Source organism: Kitasatospora phosalacinea (assembly GCF_000717185.1).
Taxonomy (GTDB): domain Bacteria; phylum Actinomycetota; class Actinomycetes; order Streptomycetales; family Streptomycetaceae; genus Kitasatospora; species Kitasatospora phosalacinea_A.
In genome coordinates, this window is sequence record NZ_JNYE01000033.1 from 34,248 (window position 1) to 56,977 (window position 22,730).

The window sequence follows — 22,730 nt, forward strand, 5'->3', positions numbered from 1 at the left end:
CCCGGCCGGATACGGTCCACCGGCCGCGAGCATCCTATCGACGCCCCGTCGACAAGAGCCGCCGGGGGCCCCTGGTGTGATCAATCAGGCACGCACGGCCTAATCGGACCGGGAACCGTCACTCAGGGTCATCGCCCGACTGCGCTAAGGTGCGCCTCCCGCTCCCGCCGCCCAGCAGAGAGACCCGCCGTGCGCCCCCTGCCCGCCCTCGCCGTCCTCGCCGCCCTCGCCCTCGCCGCCGGCTGCGCGGCCGCCGCCCCGGCCGACCTCTCCGCGGACACCGCCGCCGCGCTGCCCGGCTTCGGCACCGGTGCGACGCCCGAGTACGACGCCGCCGCGGTGCGCGCCCTCGCCGTCACCGACGCCGAACTCGCCCCCGGCTGGCACGTCACGCTCATGCAGCCCGGCCAGAACGACATCTCCAGCCCCCCGGAGACCGCCGACGTCCCGGCCTGCCAGCCCGTCCTGGACGCGCTCACCCCCTCCAAGGGCGCGGCCGGGCCGCTCGCCGAGGCCGACCTCGACATCGCCCGCAGCGGGGACGGCCCGGCCTCCCTCTACACCGCGATCCTGGCCTTCCGGCCCGGCCGCGCCGTCGCCGTCCACGGCGGGCTCGACCAGGTCCTGGACCACTGCCGGGCGTTCACCTCCACCGCGGGCCGCCACCGGCTCACCCGGATCGACACGCCCACCCCCGAAGGAGCCGACGCCGCGACCGCGTTCACCCTCACGGATGAAACCGGCGGCGCCGTCATCGCCCAGCGCGCCCTGGTCGCCCGCAGCGGCGACGTCCTCGCGGTGTTCACCACCCTCGACGCGACCGGCCGCCCGGCCCCGGCGCCGGACCCCGGCGTGGTGCGGGCGCAGCTGGCGAAACTGAGGACCCGGTAGCGGGGCTACCGGGTCCCGGGGCGGGGTCGGGGGCGGGCCTCAGCCCTTCACTGCCACCAGGTGCTCCAGGCGGCTGAGCGCGATCCGCCGCAACTCCTCGGCGGAGACGAGGCGTTCCTCGTCGGGGTCGTTGGCCAGTCGGGTGCGGATGGAGGTGAGCACGGCGTCGAGCATCTCCTCGGGGTCGACCCCGTCGAGGCAGACCACGAAGACGTGCCCGAAACGGGCCTCGTACGCGGCGTGGGCGGCGCGCAGCGCGGTGCGCGCCGCCTGGCTGCCGGGGGCGCGCATGCCGAGCAGGGGCTGGGGCATCCAGCTCTCGTCGGCGAGGGCCTCCGCGAGGTCCGCCGGGCGCAGGTCGTAGCTGGCCTCGCTGGCCGCGGCGAGCAGGGACTCGACGTCGGGGTACGGGCGGTGGGCGGTGAGGCGGAGGGCCCAGCGGTGGCTGCCGCAACAGGCGAGCAGCGCTTCCTCCACCGCACCGGAGTCGGCTTCGTTGAATCGGTGGAGTCCCAGCAGGGACGGCTCCGTCCGCACGTCCAGGCGCTGCGGCGGGATGTCGCTGGCCAGCGGATCCTCCTCGTGAGGGCGGGAAGGCGGAATGCTCCAGAGACGGGAGTGGACCCCGGATGGGGGTGCGGCAATGCCGCCGCTCGGGGCTGACGCAGCTCGGCGGGGCAGCGCCTCCACGGTAGTTGAGCACCCATCAGTTGGGGAGGCGGCGGGCCGATTTCACTCGATCGAGCTATCAAGTTGTGACCCGCCGCCCTTCCCGTTCACGCGGAGCGGATCAACTGACCCGGTGCACCTTGTGGTTGGCGGCCTGGGCGCGGGGCCGTACCACCAGCAGGTCGATGTTGACGTGGGGCGGCCGGGTCACCGCCCAGGAGACGGTGTCGGCGACGTCCTCCGAGGTCAGCGGCTCGGCGACCCCGGCGTACACCGCGTCCGCCTTGTCCCGGTCGCCGCGGAAGCGGGTCAGCGCGAAGCCCTCGGACTTCACCATGCCGGGCGCGATCTCGATCACCCGGACCGGCTCGCCCACGAGTTCGAGGCGCAGGGTCTGGGCCACCGAGTGGACGGCGTGCTTGGCCGCCACGTACCCGCCGCCGCCCTCGTACGCGGCCAGCGCCGCCGTCGAGGACATGATCAGCACGGTGCCGTCGCCGGTGGCGCGCAGCGCGGGCAGCAGCGCCTGGGTGAGGTGCAGCACGCCGATCACGTTGACCTCGTACATGGTGCGCCAGTCCGCCGGGTCGCCGTTCTCCACGCTCTCCGCGCCGAGCGCGCCGCCCGCGTTGTTGACCAGGACGTCGACCCGGCCCACCTCGGCCGCGAAGGCGTCCACCGCGGCCCGGTCGGTGACGTCCAGGGTGTAGGAGCGGCCGCCGACCTCCTTCGCCAGCGCCTCGATCCGCTCGGTGCGGCGGGCGGTCAGCACCACCTCGAAGCCGTCCGCGGCGAGTCGGCGGGCGGTCGCCGCCCCGATGCCGCTGCTGGCGCCGGTGACCACGGCCACCTTCTGCTCGGTCATGTCGTGCACTCCTCGTGTGTCCGGTTCGGTGCACCGATCATCCCAAGGGGCGGCCCGCGGGTGTTGTGAGCAAGCTCCCAGCCGTGGCATCTGTCTGCTCTTTAGAGGGCACAGCTACATTGCGTACCCAGCCAGTCATTAGTGAACGTTCACACACAGACCGCGGAGGACCCCCATGGCAGCCGAGCCCCGCCGCACCGAGTCGGGCCTGCCGATCGAGCCGGTGTACGGCCCCGACACCCTGGCCGGCTTCGACGCCGCGGCCCGCCTCGGCGCGCCCGGGCAGTACCCGTTCACCCGGGGCGTCTACCCGAGCATGTACACCGGCAAGCCGTGGACGATGCGCCAGTACGCGGGCTTCGGCACCGCCGCCGAGTCCAACGCCCGCTACAAGCAGCTGATCGCCAACGGCACCATGGGCCTGTCGGTCGCCTTCGACCTGCCCACCCAGATGGGGTACGACTCGGACGCCGCGATCTCGCACGGCGAGGTCGGCAAGGTCGGCGTCGCGGTCGACAGCGTCGAGGACATGAACGTCCTCTTCGGCGGCATCCCGCTCGGCGAGGTCTCCACCTCGATGACCATCAACGCGCCCGGCTCGCTGCTGCTGCTGCTCTACCAGCTGGTCGGCGAGGCCCAGGGCGTGTCCTCGGGCCGGCTCACCGGCACCATCCAGAACGACGTGCTCAAGGAGTACATCGCCCGCGGCACGTACATCTTCCCGCCCAAGCCCAGCCTGCGGCTGATCGCCGACGTGTTCCAGTACTGCCGGGCCGAGATCCCCAAGTGGAACACCATCTCCATCTCCGGCTACCACATGGCCGAGGCCGGGGCGAACCCCGCGCAGGAGATCGCCTTCACCCTCGCCAACGGCATCGAGTACGTCCGCACCGCGGTCGCCGCCGGGATGGACGTCGACGACTTCGCGCCCCGGCTCTCCTTCTTCTTCGTCTCCCGCACCACGCTGCTGGAGGAGGTCGCCAAGTTCCGCGCCGCGCGCCGGATCTGGGCCCGCGTCATGAAGGAGGAGTTCGGCGCGAAGAACCCCAAGTCGCAGATGCTGCGCTTCCACACCCAGACCGCGGGCGTCCAGCTCACCGCCCAGCAGCCCGAGGTCAACCTGGTGCGCGTCTCGGTGCAGGCGCTCGCCGCCGTCCTCGGCGGGACGCAGTCGCTGCACACCAACTCCTTCGACGAGGCGATCGCCCTGCCGACCGAGAAGTCCGCCCGGCTCGCGCTGCGCACCCAGCAGGTGCTCGCCTTCGAGACCGACGTCACCGCCACCGTCGACCCGTTCGCGGGCTCGTACGTGGTCGAGGCGATGACGGACGAGATGGAGGCCGCCGCACTGGAGCTGATGGCCAAGGTCGAGGACATGGGCGGCGCCGTCGCCGCCATCGAACAGGGCTACCAGAAGGGCGAGATCGAGCGCACCGCCTACCGCATCCAGCAGGAGCAGGACTCCGGCGAACGCACCGTGGTCGGCGTCAACCGCTTCCAGCTCGCCGAGGAGGAGCCCTACGAGCCGCTGCGGGTCGACCCGGCGATCGAGGCCCAGCAGGCCCAGCGGCTCGCCCGCCTGCGCGCCGACCGGGACTCCTCGGCGGTCGACCGCGCCCTGTCGCAGCTGCGCAAGGCGGCGGAGGGCACCGACAACGTGCTCTACCCCATGAAGGAGGCCCTGGCGGCCCGGGCCACGGTCGGCGAGGTCTGCGACGCGCTCCGCGGGGTGTGGGGGACGTACGTGCCGGTCGACCGCTTCTGAGCCCCGCCGGGACCGCGCCGGGGGTGCGGCGCCCGTCCGCGCCGCGACCCGGCCGGTGTGTTCCTTCCGCTGCGCGCAGTTCCCCGCGCCCCTGGCGGGGCGCGGGGGCGCGGGGGCGCGGGGGTGCGGCGGAGGTAGGGCGGGGGGAGAAGGGCCGTCGGGAGACTTCCGAACGGCCCTTCGGGCGTTGTGTCGCCTGCTGCTCCGTGCTGCCGCTTCCCCGCCCCCGGCGGGAACGGTGGAGGGGCTGCCGGGGAGGTTCCCCGACAGCCCCTCCGCCGTTGCCAGCGGCTACTTCTCGATGGTGAAGGACTTGAAGAAGTTCTTGCCCGGGGAGCCCAGGCCGGTGGCCGTGTCGTAGCCGCGGTTCGCGGAGAGGCCGTAGTCGGCGCCGATCTTGTAGAGGCGGACGCGGAGCGAGCCGCTCACGACGCCGAGGTCGACGACGTTGCCGCGCTTGCTGTGGTTGGCGTCGTCGTTGACGTCGTGGAAGGCGTTGGTGCCGGCGCGGTCGTAGAGGGCCGGGTTGGCGAAGCCGAGGGCGCGGCCGCCGCGGGACTGGATGGCGTTGGCGAACATCGCGGCGGTCTCCGGGGCGGAGACCGAGGTGCCGCCGTAGCCGCCCTCGCTGTAGGTGCCGCCGTCGGTGTAGCCGACCAGGGTGGCGGCGACCAGGTCGCCGCTCATCGCGATGTCGGGGGTGGCGCGCAGCGGGGTCGCGGACTCGGTGCCGTCGGCCGCGGTCATGGCGACCTGGTCGGGGACGACGCCCTGCTGGTACCAGGGCTGGGCGAAGTCCTTGGAGACGCCGCCGCCACCGCCGAAGTAGAAGTTGCCGGGGAACGGGCTCCAGGACTTCTGGTCGGCGGAGAGCACCGAGCGCAGGTCGCCCATCGAGACCTCGCTGCCGTACCTGCCGGACTTGTCGCCGAGCTGGAGGGCGGTGCCGCCGACCGAGGTGACCCACGGGGAGGCGGACGGCCAGTCGGCCTGGGCCTGGTCGGTCTCGGCCTGGCAGTTGACGCCGGTGGCGGCCGCGCCGGGGGAGCTGTCGCCGCAGTCGCCGGAGGAGAAGGTGAAGCCGATGCCGGTCACCGCGCCGAGCTGGAATATCTGGTTGTCGGCGGCGACCACGGCCGGGTCGATGTCGCCGGTGGTGCCGTGCATGATCTCGCCCCAGGAGTTGGAGACCACGTCGGCCAGGTGCTCGTCGACGACCTTGGCCATCGCGTCGTACAGGTCCTCGTCGTAGCAGGAGTTGCCGCCGACGTAGACGACCTGGGCGTCGGGCGCGAGGCCGTGCACCATCTCGACGTCGAGGGCCTCCTCGCCCGCCCAGCCCTCGGGGCCGCCGCACTCGTCCTGGTGGGTCCACTCGCCCGGGGTGACGTACTCGGTGTACTGGCCCGGGGCGAACGGCCGGTCGCCGTGCAGGGCGGAGAAGTGGTTCGCGTCCTGCTCCATGGTGGACAGGCCGTAGGCGTCGATGATCGCGACCCGGGCGCCCTTGCCGGTGACCTTGGCGTCGCTGACGCCGTACGCCTTGCGCAGCTGGGACGGGACGTAGGAGCAGGGGGCGAAGGGCTCGTTCTTCTCGTACCCGACCGGGGCGCCCGCGGCGGTCTTGGAGCCGTAGCCGTCCTCGGAGCAGGTCGGCACCTCCGGCAGGGCGGCCGGGGCCTTCTTGTCGGGGGCGGCGAGCCGGGAGGCGGCGTTCGTGCGCTGCTCGGCCGCGCGGACCGAGGTGGCGTCCGAGCTGTTCTTGTGGATCGCGTCGGCGAGGCCGGAGACGGCCAGCACCGAGCCCGCCACCGCGGCGGGGACCTTCGCGTCGGAGGCCGGGGCGCGGTGGGTGCCGTCGGCGGTGCGGTAGTTGCGGAAGCCGGTGCCGAAGGCCGTGGCCATCGCGGCGGTGGAACCGGAGACCTGCACGTAGTGGCCGGTGCTGGCCGAGACGCTCAGGCCCGCGCCGGTCACCCAGTCGGTGACGGCCTTGACCTGCTCGGGGGTGGCGCCGAACTCCGCCCGGACCTGGTCGGCACTCAGGTAGCGGCCGTACGAGGGGGAGTTCGGGTCGGAGACCGCCTTGGCGAGCGCGGCCAGGCCGCTGGCGTCGCGGCCGGCCAGGTAGATCCGGGCGGTGGCCGGGGCGGCGGCGTCGGCGGCACCGGCGTCGGCCTGCGGGGTGGCCCACTCGGGGTGGGTGCCGGGCAGGGTCCGGGCGCTGTCGCCCGCCGGGGTGGCGGCGGAGGCCGGGGCGGCCGCGCCGAGGGTGGTGAGGATGAGTGCGGCGGCGACGGTGGCCGGAGCAGTGCTCTTGGCGAGCTTGGCGAGCTGGTTGCGCGCGATGGGCACGTCGGTCCCCCCTTCTCGGTTCGATGGAGCGTCAGCTGCCCCTCGTGAGGGCGTGACGGGGCGCGCCGCGAGCGGAAGACCCCCCACCGCGGCACCGCAGTTGACTGTGCGCAAGCTGTCTATTCGGACTGATGTGCGCTGCTCAAGAGCACGCCCGAAAGCTTTACCCCGGCATGACTCGATCGGGGGGAAACGTTTGGCCCCCCGCGCCCCGGGCCCGTCCGGAGCAGTCGCCGTGTCCGATCCCCGGTGCGGGTCGTTGCACCCCGCGGAACCCGGCGCCGGAAGGGCGGAGGCGAAACGAAGTGGCATACCCATCTCAGCGGCCGCTATGCACCCATCCGGTGCGGAGTTCTCCGGAAGCCGGGCCAAAACCCCACCACCGGCCTACCCTTGTCAAGGTGAACGATCCCCAGTCGGCAGCCGCCGCCACCGTCACCGCCGCCCGCCCCGTCGTCGACCTGCGCGCCCGGGTGGCGTCGTACCGGGCCGAGTTGATCGAGCTGCGCCGTGACCTCCACCGGCACCCCGAGCTCGGTCGCCAGGAGTTCCGCACCACCCGCCTGCTGCGCGAGCGGCTGGTCGCCGCCGGGCTGGAGCCCCGGGTGCTGCCGGGCGGCACCGGCCTGCTGGTGGACCTCGTTCCGCCGGGCACCGCGCCCGGCACCCCGCTGCTGGCCTTCCGCGCCGACATCGACGCGCTGCCGATCGACGACGCCAAGGAGGACGTGCCGTACCGCTCCACGCTCCCCGGCCGGGCGCACGCCTGCGGGCACGACGTGCACACCGCGGTGGTGCTCGGCACCGGGCTGGTGCTGGCCCAGGCGCTGGCCGCGGGCGAGCTGGCCCGCCCGGTGCGGCTGATCTTCCAGCCCGCCGAGGAGATGATGCCCGGCGGCGCGCTGGACGTGATCGCGGCGGGCGGCATGGAGGGCGTCGGCCGGATCTTCGCCGTGCACTGCGACCCCAAGGTGCCGGTCGGCCGGATCGCGCTGAAGACCGGGGCGATCACCTCGGCCTGCGACAAGGTGCGGATCGCGCTGGACGGTCCGGGCGGGCACACCGCCCGCCCGCACCTGACCACCGACCTGGTCGGCGCGGTCGCCAAGCTGGCCGCCGAACTGCCCGCCGCGCTCTCCCGCCGGATGGACCCGCGCTGGGGCGTCTCGCTGGTGTGGGGGCGGATCGCGGCCGGCTCCGCGCCGAACGTGATCCCGCTGCACGCCGAGCTGGAGGGCACCGTCCGCTGCCTGGAGCTGGCGGGCTGGCGGGAGGCGCCCGAGGCGCTGGAGGAGCTGGTCGCGCACCTCGCCGAGACGTACCGCGCCAAGTGGACGCTGGACTACCACCGGGGCGTCCCGCCGGTGGTCAACGAGGCCTCCTCGATCGAGCAGCTGGAGACCGCGATGAACGCCCGGTTCGCCGAGGGGCGCGGCCCGGTGGTCGAGCCGACCGAGCAGAGCCTCGGCGGCGAGGACTTCTCCTGGTACCTGGAGCACGCCCCCGGCGCGCTCGCCCGGCTCGGCGTGCGCGGCCCGCACGAGAAGGGCCCGCGCGACCTCCACCAGGGCGACTTCGACGCCGACGAGCGGTCGATCGCCGTCGGCGTGGAACTGTTCGCCTCGCTCGCCCTGGAGCACGCCCGGGTCTGAGGCGCCCGGGGCCGAGGCGGGTCCGGACCGGTCCCGGACCGGTCCCGGACCGGTCCCGGACGGGCTCCGGACGGGCTCCGGACCGGTCCCGAACCGGGACGAATGCCGGAGTCCTCGCCCCGGCGGGTCGCTGCGTGGTCGAATCATCGGCGCAACGATCACCCAGGGGAGGGACCGAACCATGCGCAGCACCCGCCGCGGACTCCTGTTCGCCGCCGGAGCGGCCGGAGCGGCCGGAGCCACCGCCGCCGCCGGACTGGCCGCCGCACCGGCCGCGAACGCCGCCGACGCCCCGGCCGCACCGCCGGTCGACTGGATCAGCGTCAAGGCGCACGGCGCGAAGGGCGACGCCGCCACCGACGACTGGCAGGCGATCACCGACGCCGTCGCGGCCTGCCCGCCCGGCGGGGTGGTGTACTTCCCGACCGGGCAGTACGTGGTCACCAGGACGCTGTCGGTGCCCGCCCACGTCACGCTGGCGGGCACCACCGGCAGCCGCTGGTTCGGCTACCTGCCGAAGAACGCCCAGGGCAACCCGGTGCCGCCGGTGTTCATCAAGCCGCTGTGGGGCCACTTCACCGGCTCCGCGCTGATCGAGCTGACCGGCCACGGCGCCCGCCTGCGCGACCTGGTGCTGGCCTCCGGCCGGGCCACCGACACCGCCGGGGGGAACGTCGACGGCCTGGTCGCCCGGGGTTCGGTCAAGGCCGTCCGGCTGCAGAACGTCGGCGTCTTCAACTTCCAGGGCTACGGCGTGCGCACCGACAGCGCCGCGGGCGGCTTCCCCGGCGGCTGGGAGGTCTCCCACCTGAGCCTGGAGGCCAACAAGCTCGGCGGCTGGCGCGCGGAGAACACCGGCGGCGCGCCGTTCTCCTTCGCCGACTCGGTGTTCGACTCCTGCGAGGCGGGGGCCAACGGCGGCGACGGCTGGTCCTTCGACGGCATCGGCGCCACCGGCTTCGTCGGCGTCCGGGCCACCTGGAACGACGGCAACGGCTTCCACCTGACCGGCAAGTGCGGGACGGTCGGCTTCACCGAGTGCCAGACCGACCGCAACCGCCGCAACGGCTGGCTGGTCGAGAGCGCCCAGAACGACCCCGCCCGGTCGCCCGCGCCGCACGTCCTCACCCTGACCGGCTGCCAGGCCAGCCGGGACGGCCGCAACGACAACGCCGTCCCCGGCGGTTACGCGGGCTTCCGGATCACCGCCCCGGAGGGCACCGCCGCCCTCCCGGTCGCGCTGACCGGCTGCGCCACCCACGTCTCCGGCGACGACGTGCCCGGCGGCCTGCTCGCCCCCGACTACGGCGTGCACGCCGAGCGGGCGCTGCGGGTGCTGCTGACCGGCTGCGTGCTGGTCGGCACGGTGGCCAGCGTGCGCGACGACGCGGGCGCGGTGGTGGACACCGGCACCACCATGCACAACCGCACCACCAAGGACGGCGTGTCCTACGACGTCCCCTCGCCCGCCGTCACCCCGGTCGGCAACGCCCCGCAGCCCGCCGACTCGGGCTACGGCACCTGGTCCTTCGACCCGGCCGTCGCGAGCGACCTGAACACCCGGCTGACCCCGGGCAACGTCTACCTGGTGCGGGTGGAGACGCACCAGCCGGTCACCGTCTCGGCGGTCTCGGTGCTGCTGGCCGGGGCCGGCGCCGGGTTCACCGCGGGCAACCTGGCCGGCGTCTACGACCGCACCGGCCGGCTGCTGGCCCGCACCGCGGACCAGTCGGCGGCCTGGGCGGGCACGGCGAACAGGCTGTGCCGGATGCCGCTGACCGGCCCGGTCACCCTGGGCCCCGGCTTCCACTGGGTGGCGCTGCTGGCCAACGCGGCCACCCCGCCGTCCTTCGCCCGCGGTTCGACCTTCCCCGACCCGGGCGCCTTCCTGAACGCCGGGCTCACCCCGGCCACCTACCGGGTCGCCCACCTGGACGGCTCCGCCACCGCGCTGCCGGACTCCTTCGCCCCGGCGCAGAACCGGAACACCACGGTGCAGATGTTCTGGGTCGGCCTGGGCTGACCGACCGGGGCCGACCGGGGCCGACCGGCCGGGGGTGCCGCGCCGAGGGGAGCGGCGCGGCATCTTCTCGGTGATCCGGGGGAGGCGTACCGTGGTGGCCCGATACCAGCCGGTAATGAACATCGGGTTGATCATGTGTGCTGCTATGTCCGGATTTGCCTGGGCGTACGACCACATTTTGATAACAACCCGGATGCCTCCGCAGGCCGTAACACAACCGTGTTCTACGCGCGTTACGGTGGCGCTCGACCACGCCAACCGGGTGTGTGAGAAGGAGAAACTCCCTTGCGCCGTTCACTCAAGCTCGCCGCGGCCGTGCTCTCGGGTTCCCTGGGCATCGCCTCGCTCGCCGCCTGCGGCGCAAAGAGCACCGACAACAACTCCACCTCGGCCGGCGCCGGCAGCTCGACGTTCAAGGTCGGCATGGCCTACGACATCGGCGGCCGCGGCGACCAGTCCTTCAACGACTCCGCCGCGCGCGGCCTGGACCAGGCCAAGAACGAGCTGGGCGCGACCATCAACGAGGCCGAGGCCAAGTCCGGTGAGTCCGAGGGCGACAAGGAGCAGCGCCTCAAGTCCCTGGTGACCAGCGGCTTCAACCCGATCATCGCGGTGGGCTTCGTCTACCAGGACGCGGTGAACAAGGTCGCCAAGGACAACCCGAACGTCAAGTTCGCGATCATCGACTCCTCCTCGGCCGACCAGCCGGAGAACGTCACCTCGCTCACCTTCTCCGAGGAGCAGGGCTCCTACCTGGCGGGCGTGGCCGCCGCCAACAAGTCGAAGGCCAAGCACGTCGGCTTCATCGGCGGCGTGCAGTCCGAGCTGATCAAGAAGTTCGAGGCCGGCTACACCGCGGGCGCCAAGTCCGTCGACCCGAACGTCCAGGTCGAGGTCACCTACCTGACCACCCCGCCGGACTTCACCGGCTTCGCCGACCCGGGCAAGGGCAAGCAGGCCGCCCAGGGCCAGCTCGACAAGGGCGCGGACGTCATCTACTCGGCGGCCGGCTCCTCCGGCAGCGGCGCGATCGAGGCCGTCGCGGCCGCCGGCAAGTGGGCCATCGGCGTCGACTCCGACCAGGCCAAGCAGCCCGCCCTGGACAAGTACAAGGACCACATCCTCACCTCGATGGTGAAGAACGTGGACACCGCCGTCTTCACCTACGTCAAGTCGGTCAAGGACGGCAGCGCGCTGACCGGCGTGAAGAACTTCGACCTGAAGGAAGGCGGCGTGTCGCTGGCCACCACCGGCGGCTACATCGACGACATCAAGGCCAAGCTCGACGCCGCGACCCAGCAGATCACCAGCGGCGCCACCAAGGTTCCGACCGCTCCGTAAGGCCGGTCCGGCCCGCCGCGCCACCCGTCCGCCGGGCGGCGCGGCGGCGGCGGTTCCACCAGATCGCACGGCAGGGGCCCGGACGGAATGCGCCCAGGCGCGTCCGTCCGGGCCCCTGCCGGTTCCGCACCGACCGCCGCACCCGCGCCCCGGCCGCGCGGTCCGGCCCCCGGGTTTCCCCCTGAGCCCTCAGCGCGACGAAGCGCCCGACGACCAGCAGGAGATCGCCATCACCCCCTCCGACTCCGTCCCGACGGACGGCACCCCCCGCGCGGGGACGGCGACACCTGCCGTCGAACTGCGCGGCATCACCAAGCGCTTCCCCGGCGTGGTGGCCAACCACGACATCGACATCACCGTGCAGCGGGGCACCGTGCACGCGCTGATGGGCGAGAACGGCGCGGGCAAGTCCACCCTGATGAAGATCCTGTACGGGATGCAGAAGCCGGACGAGGGCACCATCGCCGTCAACGGCGAGCAGGTGGAGTTCTCCACCCCCGCGGACGCCATCGCGCGCGGCATCGGCATGGTCCACCAGCACTTCATGCTGGCCGACAACTTCACCGTCTGGGAGAACATCGTCCTGGGCGGCGAGGGCCTGCACGGCATCGGCGCCAAGGCGAAGGCGAGGATCCGCGAGCTGTCCGACCAGTACGGCCTGGGCGTCAAGCCGGACGCGCTGGTCGAGGACCTGGGCGTCGCCGACCGGCAGCGGGTGGAGATCCTCAAGGTGCTGTACCGCGGCGCCCGGATCCTGATCCTGGACGAGCCGACCGCGGTCCTCGTCCCGCAGGAGGTCGACGCGCTGTTCGACAACCTGCGCGAGCTCAAGGCCGAGGGCGTCACCGTCATCTTCATCTCGCACAAGCTGCACGAGGTGCTGTCGGTCGCCGACGCGATCAGCGTGATCCGCCGCGGCACCACGGTCGGCGACGCCGACCCGCGCGAGGTCACCGCCCGGCAGCTGGCCGAGCTGATGGTCGGCGCCGAACTGCCCTCCCCGGAGAGCCGCGAGTCGACCGTCACCGAGACCGAGATGCTCAGGGTCGAGGGCCTGCGGATCGCCAAGCCGGACGCCGAGGGCGTCGAGCGCGTCGTCCTGGACGACGTGTCGCTGCGGATCCGCAAGGGCGAGATCCTCGGCATCGCCGGCGTCGAGGGCAACGGCCAGGCCGAACTGGTCGAGGCCGTCATGGGCATGCTCCCGCTGGACGCGGGCACCGTCACGCTGGACGGCACCGACCTGACCGGCACCCTGACCCGGGCCCGCCGCGAGGCCGGGATCGGCTACATCCCCGAGGACCGGCACCGGCACGGCCTGCTGCTGGAAGCCCCGCTGTGGGAGAACCGGATCCTCGGCCACGTCACCGAGCGGCCCAACTCCAAGGGCGTGCTGCTCGACCCGGCCGGCGCCCGGGCCGACACCCAGCGGATCGTCGACGAGTACGACGTCCGCACCCCCGGCATCGAGGTCACCGCGGCCTCGCTGTCCGGCGGCAACCAGCAGAAGCTGATCATCGGCCGGGAGATGAGCCACTCCCCGAAGCTGCTGATCGCCGCCCACCCCACCCGCGGCGTGGACGTCGGCGCGCAGGCCCAGATCTGGGAGCAGATCCGCTCCGCCCAGCGCGAGGGCCTCGCGGTGCTGCTGATCTCCGCCGACCTGGACGAGCTGATCGGCCTGTCCGACACCATCCGGGTGATCTACCGCGGCCGCCTGGTCGCCGACGCCGACCCGGCCACCGTCACCGCCGAGGACCTGGGCAGTGCGATGACCGGCGCCGCCACCGGCCACATCGAGTCCGACCCGGAGGCCCTCGCCGAGGCGCAGGCCGTCGTCGCCGAGGGCACCGAGGCCGAGCACACCTCCGACGCACCGACCGACGCACCGACCGACGCCCCGTCCGCCGGCACCGCCGACGACGAGCAGGCGGGGGAGTAGCCACATGACCAGTCCCAACCCCCCGGCCGCGCCCGCGGCCAAGCGGTCGCTGCGCGAGCGCATCGACCTGGAGCGGATCGGGCTCGCCCTGGCCGCCCCCGTGCTGGCGGTGCTGCTGTCGCTGCTCATCGCGGGCGGCCTGCTGGCGGCCTCCGGCCGCGACCCGTTCGACGCGTTCTCCATCATGTGGAACTACGGCACCGCGTCCGACGGACAGGTCGCCGTGCTGAACAAGGCCACCGTGTACTACCTGGCCGCGGCCGCCGCCGCGTTCGGGTTCCGGATGAACCTGTTCAACATCGGCATCGAGGGCCAGTACAAGCTGGCCATGATGTTCGCCGCGTTCGTCGGCGGCCAGGTCGACCTGCCGGCCTTCCTGCAGATCCCGCTGCTGCTGATCGTCGCGATGTGCGTCGGCGGCCTGTGGGCGTCGATCGCCGGCCTGCTCAAGGTCTACCGGGGCGTCAGCGAGGTCATCTCGACCATCATGCTGAACGCCATCGCCACCGCCGTGATCGGCGTGCTGCTGGTGCCCGGCATCTTCGCGCCGCGGACCAGCGGCACCACCAACTCGATCCAGACCGAGAAGATCTCGGACTCCAGCCACTTCTTCGCGATCGAGACCCAGGGCGGCACCCTGTGGGGCTTCGTCGTGATCGCGGTGCTGGTCGGCGTGGTCTTCCAGTTCACCCTGAACCGCACCCGGTTCGGCTTCGACCTGCGCGCCACCGGCCGCTCGGAGAGCGCCGCCAGCGCCTCCGGCGTCAACGTCAAGCGCATGGTGATCACCTCGATCGTGGTCTCCGGCGCGCTGGCCGGCCTGGTCGGCCTGCCCGAACTCATGCAGAACACCCCGTACTTCGGGCAGAACGTGCAGACCGGCCTCGGCTTCATCGGCATCTCGGTGGCGCTGCTCGGCCGCAACACCCCCGTCGGCATCGCGTTCTCCGCGCTGCTGTTCGCCTTCCTGGACGCCTCCGGCGCCCAGCTGCCCACCCGGGGCGACTACCCGTCCGAGATCATCCCGGTGATCCAGGGCACCATCGTCATCTGTGTCGTCGTGGCCTACGAACTGGTGCGCCGCTACGGCCTCAAGCGCCAGCAGCAGAAGGTCGGCGCCGAGCTCGCCGCGCAGGCTGCCGCGGCCGCCCAGAAGGAGGTCGCGGCATGAGCACCGCTGTCGCCGGCAAGCCCAAGTCGCCGGTCGCGTCCGCGAAGCGGACCAAGCTCACCTGGCCGGTGGTGCTGCTGCTGATCGCGCTCGCCCTGGTGCTGTTCGCCGCGGTCGGCGCCGCCACCGGCAACCACGGCCTGACCTCCTCCGGGCAGATCGGCGCCGCGCTGGCCTCCGCCGTCCCGATCGCGATGGCGGGCCTCGGCGGTCTGTGGTCGGAGCGCGCGGGCGTGGTCAACATCGGCCTCGAGGGCATGATGGTGGCCGGCACCTTCTGCGGCGCCTGGGGCGGCTTCCTGGTCAACCCGTGGGTCGGCCTGCTGGCCGGCATGGTCGGCGGCGCGCTCGGCGGCCTGCTGCACGCGCTGGTCACCGTCACCTTCGGCGTCGACCACATCGTCTCCGGCGTCGGCATCAACCTGCTGGTCCCCGGCATCTGCGCGTACGTCAACCGGATCTACTACAAGGACTACGTGGCCGACGGCGCCGGCGCCAACCAGTCGCCGCCCGCGGACTCGCTGCCCACCTTCACCTTCCCCGGCCTGTCGAGCTGGCTGGGCGACGTCGAGCAGCACCACTGGTTCCTGGTCTCCGACGTGGCCGGCATCGTCCGCGGCCTGGTCACCGACCTGTCGGTGGTCACCCTGATCGCCGCCGCGTTCCTGGTCGCCAGCTACTTCCTGCTCTGGCGCACCGTGTTCGGCCTGCGGCTGCGCTCCTGCGGCGAGAACCCGACCGCCGCCGAGTCGCTGGGCGTCAACGTCTACAAGTACAAGTACCTCGCGGTGATCTCCTCCGGCGCCTTCGCGGGCCTCGGCGGCGCGTACCTCTCGCTGGTCGCCGCGCACTTCTACCGGGACGGCCAGACCCAGGGCCGCGGCTTCATCGGCCTGGCCGCGATGATCTTCGGCAACTGGATGCCCGGCGGCCTGGCCGCGGGCGCGGGCCTGTTCGGCTTCACCGACAGCCTCCAGCTGCGCGACGCCGACTCGGTGCACGTGCTGCTGCTGGTGGTCGCCATCGCGATGGCGCTGCTCGCGCTCTGGCAGTTCTACCGCCGCAAGCTCACCGCCGGTGTGATCAGCACCGTCGTCGCGGGCGGCGTCGCCACCTGGTACGCCTGCACCGACGAGGTGCAGCGCCCGCTGATCGTCGCCACCCCGTACGTGATCACCCTGGTGGTGCTCGCGCTGGCCTCGCAGCGGCTGCGGATGCCCAAGGCCGACGGCCAGGTCTACCGCAAGGGGCAGGCCAAGTGACGGCGGCCGCGGCGGCTTCGCCGGAGGTCGACTGGGCGGCGCTGCGGGAGGCCGCCCGGGCCGCGATGCGGCACGCGTACGCGCCCTACAGCAAGTACCCGGTCGGGGCGGCGGCCCTGGTCGAGGACGGCCGCACGGTGGTCGGCTGCAACGTGGAGAACGCCTCGTACGGCCTGGGCCTGTGCGCCGAGTGCGGCCTGGTCTCCGCGCTGCACGCCTCCGGCGGCGGCCGGCTGGTCGCCTTCACCTGCGTGGACGGCGGCGGCGAGCTGCTGATGCCGTGCGGGCGCTGCCGCCAGCTGCTGTACGAGCACGGCGGGCCCGACCTGCTGGTCGAACTGCCCTCCGGGGTGCGGCCGATGAGCGAGGTGCTGCCGGACGCGTTCGGGCCGGACAAGTTGTAGCTGTTCGGACGGTTACGCGCGTAGAGTGTCGCGGGAGGACATCCCGCGGCACTCTTCGCATTTCACCTCTTTCTGGAGCACCTGCATGGACGCCATCTCCGTCATCCGGGCCAAGCGCGACCGGGGCGAACTGACCGACCCCCAGATCGACTGGGTCATCGACGCCTACACCCGCGGCGAGGTCGCCGACGAGCAGATGTCCGCCCTCGCGATGGCCATCCTGCTCAACGGCATGACGGCCCGGGAGATCAGCCGCTGGACCGACGCGATGATCCGCTCCGGCGAACGCATGGACTTCTCCTCCCTCGGCGTCCCCACCGCCGACAAGCACTCCACCGGCGGCGTCGGCGACAAGATCACCCTCCCGCTCGCCCCGCTGGTCGCCGCCTGCGGCGCCGCCGTCCCCCAGCTCTCCGGCCGCGGCCTCGGCCACACCGGCGGCACCCTCGACAAGCTGGAGTCGATCCCCGGCTGGCGGGCCCTGCTCTCCAACGAGGAGATGCTCGACGTGCTGCACGGCTGCGGCGCCGTCATCTGCGCCGCCGGGGACGGGCTCGCCCCCGCCGACAAGAAGCTCTACGCCCTGCGCGACGTCACCGGCACCGTCGAGGCGATCCCGCTGATCGCCTCCTCGATCATGTCCAAGAAGATCGCCGAAGGCACCGGCGCCCTCGTCCTGGACGTCAAGGTCGGCTCCGGCGCCTTCATGAAGAACCTCGACGACGCCCGCGAACTCGCCCGCACCATGGTCGGGTTGGGCCGCTCCGCCGGGGTCGCCACGGTCGCCCTGCTCACCGACATGTCCACCCCGCTCGGACTCACCGCGGGCAACGCGCTCGAAGTCCGCGAATCCGTCGAGGTGCTGGCCGGCGGCGGCCCCGCCGACGTCGTCGAACTCACCCTCGCCCTCGCCCGCGAGATGCTCGCCGCCGCGGGCGTCCACGGCAAGGACCCCGCCGACGCCCTGCGCGACGGCTCCGCCATGGACCACTGGCGCCGCATGATCGCCGCCCAGGGCGGCGACCCCGACGCCCCCCTCCCCGTCGCCCGCGAGCAGCACGTCGTCCCCGCCCCCGCCACCGGCGTCCTCACCGCCCTCGACGCCTACGCCGTCGGCGTCACCGCCTGGCGCCTCGGCGCCGGACGCGCCCGCAAGGAGGACCCCGTCCAGGCCGGTGCGGGCGTCGAACTCCACGCCAAGCCGGGCGATCCGGTGACCGCCGGCCAGCCCCTGCTCACCCTGCACACCGACACCCCCGAGCGCTTCCCGTACGCCCTGGAGGCCCTGGACGGCGCCGTCACCGTCGCCCCGGCGGGCACGGCGTTCACCCCGGCGCCGATCGTGCTGGACCGGATCGGTTAGCGGTGCACCGGCGTCCTGCTAGCCGCCGTAGGTGCGCAGGACGCCGGTGTCGAGCTTCCAGGGGCCGACGGTGATCGTGTCGCCGAAGGCGAAGTTCCTGCGGTCGGTGTAGCCCGGTTCGGAGTGGATGACGCCGGTGCCCAGGCGGGGGTCGACCAGCAGGTAGAGCGGGATGCCCATGGCGGCGTAGTCGGCAACCTTGGCTCGGTAGTCGTTCTCCGGATTGGACGCCGGGACGATCTCGACCACCAACAGGACCTGGTGGGGGAGGAGCGCGGCCTCCTCGCTGTCGAGGGCCTCCTCGGGGAAGACCATGACGTCGGGGTTGCGCAGTCGGCTCCGGACGGGGTCCACCAGGTCCGCACCGCCGTGAGCGATATGGCCGGGGTGGGTCCGGGGGAGCTGCTCGTTGAGCTGGCGGGCGATGCGGATGACCGCGAGCTCGTGCCGCTTCACCGGGGACATCATCATCACGATGGTGTCGTTCGCGATCTCGATCTTTCCTATGCCCGGCACCTGCGGCAGCTGGCCGGCGATCTCGCGGAGCTTGGCGAACCGGGCAGGATCGATGCTCATACCCGAAGTGTATGGACGGCCTGCTCGCGGCGGGCCGTGACGGCGCGGCGGGTGGCGTAGAGGGTGACGCCCGCCGCGCCGGCCATGGCGGTGAGGGCGACGGCGGCGGTGCCCGACCAGCCGGTGGAGTGGTAGGCGTCGGCGCCCAGGGTGCCGCCGAGGCTGTTGCCCAGGTAGTAGGCGATCAGGTAGAGGGCGGAGGCCTGGGCGCGGCCGGTGGTGGCGGTGCGGCCGACGGCGGAGGAGGCGGTGGCGTGGCCGGCGAAGAAGCCGGCCGTGATCAGGACCAGGCCGAGGACCGTGCAGGCCAGGGAGTCCGCGAGGGAGAGCAGCAGGCCGGCCGTGGTGGTGGCGATCGCCAGGTAGAGGGTGCCGCGGCGGCCGCAGCGGGCGGTCAGGCGGCCCGCCGAGGCGGAGGAGGCGGTGCCGACCAGGTAGACCACGAAGACCGACGCGGCGACCGACTGCGGCAGGTGGAGGGGCGCGGCGGTCAGCCGGTACCCGACGGTGTTGTAGACCGCGCCGAACACCGCCATGAACAGCATCCCCAGCGCGTACAGCCGCAGCAGCAGCGGGTCGCGCAGGTGCCCGGCGACGGTCGCGGCCAGCGCCCGGGCGTCGACCGGCGCGCGGCGGAAGTGCCGGGCGCGCGGCACCAGGGCGCGGAAGGCCAGCGCCGCGAGCAGCGCCAGGCCCGCCGAGACCGCCAGGCCCCAGCGCCAGCCCCAGGCGGCCGCGGCCCAGCCGGAGACCAGCCGGCCGCCCATCCCGCCGATCGAGTTGCCCGCCACGTACAGCCCCATCGCGGAGGCCAGCGCCGACGGGTGCACCTCCTCGGCGAGGTAGGCCATCGCGGTGGCGGGCAGCCCCGCCAGCGCCGCGCCCTGCACGGCGCGCAGCACCACCAGCGTGCTGAGGTCCGGGGCGAACGGCAGCGCCACCGCGAGCAGCGCGGCGGCCAGCGTGGACGCCGTCATCACCGCGGTGCGCCCGTAGCGGTCGGACAGGGCGCTGGCCGGGAGCAGGGCGAGGGCGAGGCCGAGGGTGGCGGCGGAGGCCGTCCAGCTGGCCTGACCGGGCGTCAGGTCGAGGTCGGCGGAGAGGATCGGCAGCAGGCCCTGGGTGGAGTACAGCAGGACGAAGGTGGCCACGCCCGCGGCGAACAGGGCGAGGTTGGCGCGGCGGAAGTCCCGGCTGCCGGGGCGCAGGCGCAGGTCGGAGGGAGTGCTGACGGGGGCGGGCGCGGACGCCTCGGTACTGGCGGGCTGCATGGTGTCGACGCTAGGACCGCGCCGGCTGATGCGTCCAATGCATGAATGGTGGAACACTGATGCCGTGACGCATGAGAGCAGCTCCGCGCCCGTCCGCCTCGCCGAACTCGGACCCGACGCCGATGTGACGTCGCTCGCACCGCAGTTGGCCGAGTTCGCGGCCGTCGCCCGGCTGGAGCACGTCACCCGGGCCGCGCAGCTCCTCGGCATGCCGCAGCCCACCCTCTCGCGCGCCGTCGCCCGCCTCGAAGCCGACCTCGGCGTCGACCTGCTCGCCCGCCAGGGCCGCACCGTCCGGCTCACCCGGGCCGGCCGGATCCTGCAGGACGCCGTCGAACGGGCCCTCGCCGAGGTCGAGCGCGGCGTCGAGGCAGCCCGCGCCGAAGCCGACCCGGCCGCCGGACGCGTCGCCTTCGGCTTCCTGCACACCATGGGGAGCGACGCGGTGCCGGCCCTGCTGCGCGGCTTCCGGGCCGGGCACCCGCGGGTGCGGTTCCAGCTCGTCCAGGACTACGGGGCCGCGATGCTGGGGCGCCTGCGCGCCGGAGAACTCGACCTCTGCCTGGTCTCCCCGCTCCCCGACGCGCCCGACCTGGCCGCCCGCCCGCTGGACGAGCAGCGGCTGTACCTCGCCGTCCCCGCCGAGCACCGCCTCGCGGCGCGCCGCCGGATCCGGCTCGCCGAGGTCGCGGACGAGAGCTGGGTGACGGTCGAGGAGGGCTACGGGCTGCGCCACATCATGGCGGGCTTCTGCGCCGAGGCCGGGTTCACCCCGCGGATCGCCTTCGAGGGCGAGGAGGTCGAGACCCTCCGCGGCCTGGTCGCCGCGGGCCTCGGCGTCTCCCTCCTCCCGCCCGCGCTCGTCCCCCGCCCCGGCGTCGTCGAACTGGAGGTCACCGCCCCCCGCACCCGCCGCGCGATCGGCCTCGCCTGGCCCGCCACCCGCCCGCTCACGCCTCCGGCGGCGGCCTTCCGCGACTTCGTGCTCTCGCGGCGGGGGAGCATCCTGGCGCACGACTGAGGACGGGGTATCGCTGCGCGGCGGGGAGGGGTGGGGTTTCGCTGCGCGGGCCGCGGGGGCGGCGGCGAGGGAGTGTCCGGGTGCACGACCGGCCCTGCCGGGAAAGCCGGTGCCGTCGGGTGGGGTCGGGCGGGGTGTCACGCGGTGGGCGCAGGCCAAGGGGCTCGGCCGGTCCGGCGGGCTGGCGTTCGACGCGGACGGCCGGACGTTGGTGGTCGCGCACCTCGACGGGACGGTCACCCGCTGGAACCGGGCCTCCGGCACGCTGCTCGCGGAGCACCGGCCGCCCGCCGACGACTCGTACGACTGGGACCGGATCGGCTGCGCCTGCGGCCGGGGCGCCGCCCACGTGCCCGCCGACCTGGAGCGGCTGCTGACCGCGCGGACGGTCGAGGAGGCGTCCGGGCGGGGGCTGGACGGCCACGTCGTGCGCGACTGCTTCCTGGCGGAGGCGGCCCTGCCGGTGGCGCTGCTCGGCACCGCCGCGCTCCGGCGGGGCGGGTTGTCCGGGCCCGCCCGGCGGGAGTTGGTCGAGCTGCTCTCCGCGGTCGCCGACGGGGAGGCCGGCACGGAGGCGTGCGAGCGGGGCTGGGGGCGGCTGGGCGACCGGTGCCGGTCGGCGATGGCCGAGGGCGTCCCGCTGTTCCACCGGCTGCTGGCGGAGGAGGCCCACGAGGACCTGGTGACGCTGCTGCGCGACCTGGGCGAGGACCGGGAGGCGGTGGAGCGGGCCTACCGGGCAACCTGGGAGCGGGAGGAGGCGCGGAAGCGGTCGGAAGGCGGGGCGGCGACGGAGTGATCGGCGTGGTGGTAGGCAATCTACGCGCGTAGGGTCTATGCTCCGGCAATGGAGAAGCAGATCACCGCATTCGCGGGCACCACGGCCCCGCGCGTTCCCACTCCCGACCAGATCGCCCGCGCCCCGAAGGTGCTGCTGCACGACCACCTGGACGGCGGGCTGCGGCCGGAGACGATCGTCGAACTCGCCGCCGACTGCGGCTACGAGGGCCTGCCGACCACCGACCCGAAGGAGCTCGGGGAGTGGTTCCGGGCGGCGGCCGACTCCGGTTCGCTGGAGCGGTACCTGGAGACCTTCGCGCACACCTGCGCGGTGATGCAGACCCGGGCCGCGCTGGTGCGGGTCGCGGCGGACTGCGCCGAGGACCTGGCCGCCGACGGGGTGGTGTACGCCGAGGTGCGGTACGCGCCGGAGCAGCACCTGGAGGCGGGGCTGAGCCTGGACGAGGTGGTGGAGGCCGTCAACGAGGGCTTCCGGCTGGGCGAGGCGAACGCCCGGGCGCGCGGGCACCGGATCCGGGTCGGCACGCTGCTGACCGCGATGCGGCACGCCGCCCGCTCGCAGGAGATCGCCGAACTGGCGAACCGGCACCGGGACCGCGGCGTGGTCGGGTTCGACATCGCGGGCGCCGAGGCGGGCCACCCGCCGACCCGGCACCAGGCGGCGTTCGACTACCTCAAGGGCGAGAACAACCACTTCACCATCCACGCGGGCGAGGCGTTCGGCCTGCCGTCGATCTGGGAGGCGCTGCAGTGCTGCGGCGCGGACCGGCTCGGCCACGGCGTGCGGATCGTGGACGACATCACGGTCGGCGCGGACGGCCGGGTCGAGCTGGGCCGGCTGGCCGCGTACGTCCGGGACAAGCGGATCCCGCTGGAGATGTGCCCGACCTCGAACCTGCAGACCGGCGCGGCGGCCTCGTACGCGGAGCACCCGCTGGGGCTGCTGACCCGGCTGAAGTTCCGGGTCACGGTCAACACCGACAACCGGCTGATGAGCGGCACCTCGATGAGCCGCGAGTTCGCGCACCTGGTGGACGCGTTCGGCTACACCCTCGCGGACCTGGAGTGGTTCACCGTCAACGCGATGAAGTCGGCGTTCCTGCCGTTCGACGAGCGGCTGGCGATGATCAACGACGTGATCAAGCCGGGGTACGCCGAGCTGAAGGCGGAGTGGCTGTTCGGCCCGCGCGACCAGTAGTCCGGCGCGGCCGCGGCGTCCACGGAGATGGTCTGACTTATCACTCTCCGGAGTGGTCGGGCTTTGGAGGGGACGCGGTCCGCTCACTACGGTGGGCCGGTCACTGCTGACTCGGTGTGACGGCGACGTCCCCGACCCCCTCGGGCGTCCGCCGGTGCAC

General features: G+C 73.3%; 18 protein-coding genes. 13 read left to right on the top strand and 5 right to left on the bottom strand.

Going from position 1 to position 22,730, the window contains the following annotated elements:
* Window positions 1-189: 189 nt before the first annotated feature.
* Window positions 190-891 carry a hypothetical protein gene (locus tag OO57_RS16430; protein ID WP_033253219.1) on the top strand — a complete coding sequence of 234 codons (702 nt, stop codon included), beginning with the start codon at window positions 190-192 and terminating at the stop codon, window positions 889-891.
* A 39-nt stretch (window positions 892-930) separates the two neighbouring features.
* On the opposite strand, the gene OO57_RS16435 is transcribed toward OO57_RS16430, so the two are convergent.
* A complete protein-coding gene (locus OO57_RS16435) occupies window positions 931-1,368 on the bottom strand; it encodes a 2-oxo-4-hydroxy-4-carboxy-5-ureidoimidazoline decarboxylase (protein ID WP_418909891.1) in 438 nt (145 codons plus the stop codon).
* A gap of 313 nt (window positions 1,369-1,681) precedes the next feature.
* On the bottom strand, window positions 1,682-2,425 hold the full coding sequence (locus OO57_RS16440) for an SDR family oxidoreductase (protein ID WP_033253221.1): 744 nt from the start codon (window positions 2,423-2,425) through the stop codon (window positions 1,682-1,684).
* A gap of 175 nt (window positions 2,426-2,600) precedes the next feature.
* Here OO57_RS16440 and OO57_RS16445 point away from each other — a divergent pair, with 175 nt between their 5' ends.
* On the top strand, window positions 2,601-4,190 hold the full coding sequence (locus OO57_RS16445; RefSeq protein ID WP_033253222.1) for an acyl-CoA mutase large subunit family protein: 1,590 nt from the start codon (window positions 2,601-2,603) through the stop codon (window positions 4,188-4,190).
* 291 nt (window positions 4,191-4,481) lie between these two features.
* Here the strand turns inward: OO57_RS16445 and OO57_RS16450 are convergent, their stop codons facing one another.
* Complete coding sequence (locus OO57_RS16450; RefSeq protein WP_051777736.1) at window positions 4,482-6,545, bottom strand: S53 family peptidase; 2,064 nt, start codon at window positions 6,543-6,545, stop codon at window positions 4,482-4,484.
* Window positions 6,546-6,946: 401 nt separating this feature from the next.
* Here OO57_RS16450 and OO57_RS16455 point away from each other — a divergent pair, with 401 nt between their 5' ends.
* The 8 genes from OO57_RS16455 to OO57_RS16490 all read left to right on the top strand — a co-directional run bounded on the left by OO57_RS16455 (window position 6,947) and on the right by OO57_RS16490 (window position 17,703).
* Window positions 6,947-8,197, top strand: coding sequence for an amidohydrolase (locus OO57_RS16455; protein WP_418909892.1), 1,251 nt, complete (start codon window positions 6,947-6,949; stop codon window positions 8,195-8,197).
* 181 nt (window positions 8,198-8,378) lie between these two features.
* Window positions 8,379-10,220 (top strand): glycosyl hydrolase family 28-related protein, encoded by a 1,842-nt coding sequence (locus OO57_RS16460; protein ID WP_033253223.1) that lies wholly within the window; start codon window positions 8,379-8,381, stop codon window positions 10,218-10,220.
* Between the two features lie 285 nt (window positions 10,221-10,505).
* A complete protein-coding gene (locus tag OO57_RS16465) occupies window positions 10,506-11,561 on the top strand; it encodes a BMP family lipoprotein (RefSeq protein ID WP_033253224.1) in 1,056 nt (351 codons plus the stop codon).
* Window positions 11,562-11,889: 328 nt separating this feature from the next.
* Window positions 11,890-13,503: an ABC transporter ATP-binding protein gene (locus tag OO57_RS16470; protein WP_051777739.1), complete on the top strand. Its 1,614-nt coding sequence runs from the start codon at window positions 11,890-11,892 to the stop codon at window positions 13,501-13,503.
* Between the two features lie 4 nt (window positions 13,504-13,507).
* On the top strand, window positions 13,508-14,674 hold the full coding sequence (locus OO57_RS16475; RefSeq protein WP_051777741.1) for an ABC transporter permease: 1,167 nt from the start codon (window positions 13,508-13,510) through the stop codon (window positions 14,672-14,674).
* Complete coding sequence (locus tag OO57_RS16480) at window positions 14,671-15,936, top strand: ABC transporter permease (RefSeq protein WP_033253226.1); 1,266 nt, start codon at window positions 14,671-14,673, stop codon at window positions 15,934-15,936. Before OO57_RS16475 ends, OO57_RS16480 begins: the two co-directional genes overlap by 4 nt.
* The gene (locus tag OO57_RS16485) at window positions 15,933-16,340 is read left to right on the top strand and encodes a cytidine deaminase (RefSeq protein WP_033253227.1); all 408 of its coding nucleotides are present in this window, start codon (window positions 15,933-15,935) and stop codon (window positions 16,338-16,340) included. Before OO57_RS16480 ends, OO57_RS16485 begins: the two co-directional genes overlap by 4 nt.
* Window positions 16,341-16,425: 85 nt before the next feature.
* Complete coding sequence (locus tag OO57_RS16490; protein WP_033253228.1) at window positions 16,426-17,703, top strand: thymidine phosphorylase; 1,278 nt, start codon at window positions 16,426-16,428, stop codon at window positions 17,701-17,703.
* Between the two features lie 18 nt (window positions 17,704-17,721).
* Here the strand turns inward: OO57_RS16490 and OO57_RS16495 are convergent, their stop codons facing one another.
* Both OO57_RS16495 and OO57_RS16500 read right to left on the bottom strand, forming a co-directional pair.
* Window positions 17,722-18,279 carry a Uma2 family endonuclease gene (locus OO57_RS16495; RefSeq protein WP_033253229.1) on the bottom strand — a complete coding sequence of 186 codons (558 nt, stop codon included), beginning with the start codon at window positions 18,277-18,279 and terminating at the stop codon, window positions 17,722-17,724.
* A complete protein-coding gene (locus OO57_RS16500; RefSeq protein WP_033253230.1) occupies window positions 18,276-19,550 on the bottom strand; it encodes an MFS transporter in 1,275 nt (424 codons plus the stop codon). Before OO57_RS16500 ends, OO57_RS16495 begins: the two co-directional genes overlap by 4 nt.
* Window positions 19,551-19,614: 64 nt before the next feature.
* Between OO57_RS16500 and OO57_RS16505 the strand changes: the two genes are divergently transcribed.
* The 3 genes from OO57_RS16505 (at window position 19,615) to OO57_RS16515 (ending at window position 22,570) form a co-directional block, all read left to right on the top strand.
* A complete protein-coding gene (locus OO57_RS16505) occupies window positions 19,615-20,571 on the top strand; it encodes a LysR family transcriptional regulator (protein ID WP_033253231.1) in 957 nt (318 codons plus the stop codon).
* Between the two features lie 109 nt (window positions 20,572-20,680).
* The gene (locus OO57_RS16510; RefSeq protein WP_033253232.1) at window positions 20,681-21,370 is read left to right on the top strand and encodes a hypothetical protein; all 690 of its coding nucleotides are present in this window, start codon (window positions 20,681-20,683) and stop codon (window positions 21,368-21,370) included.
* Between the two features lie 48 nt (window positions 21,371-21,418).
* Entirely contained in the window at window positions 21,419-22,570 is a 1,152-nt protein-coding gene (locus tag OO57_RS16515; protein WP_033253233.1) for an adenosine deaminase, read from the top strand.
* Window positions 22,571-22,730: the final 160 nt, after the last annotated feature.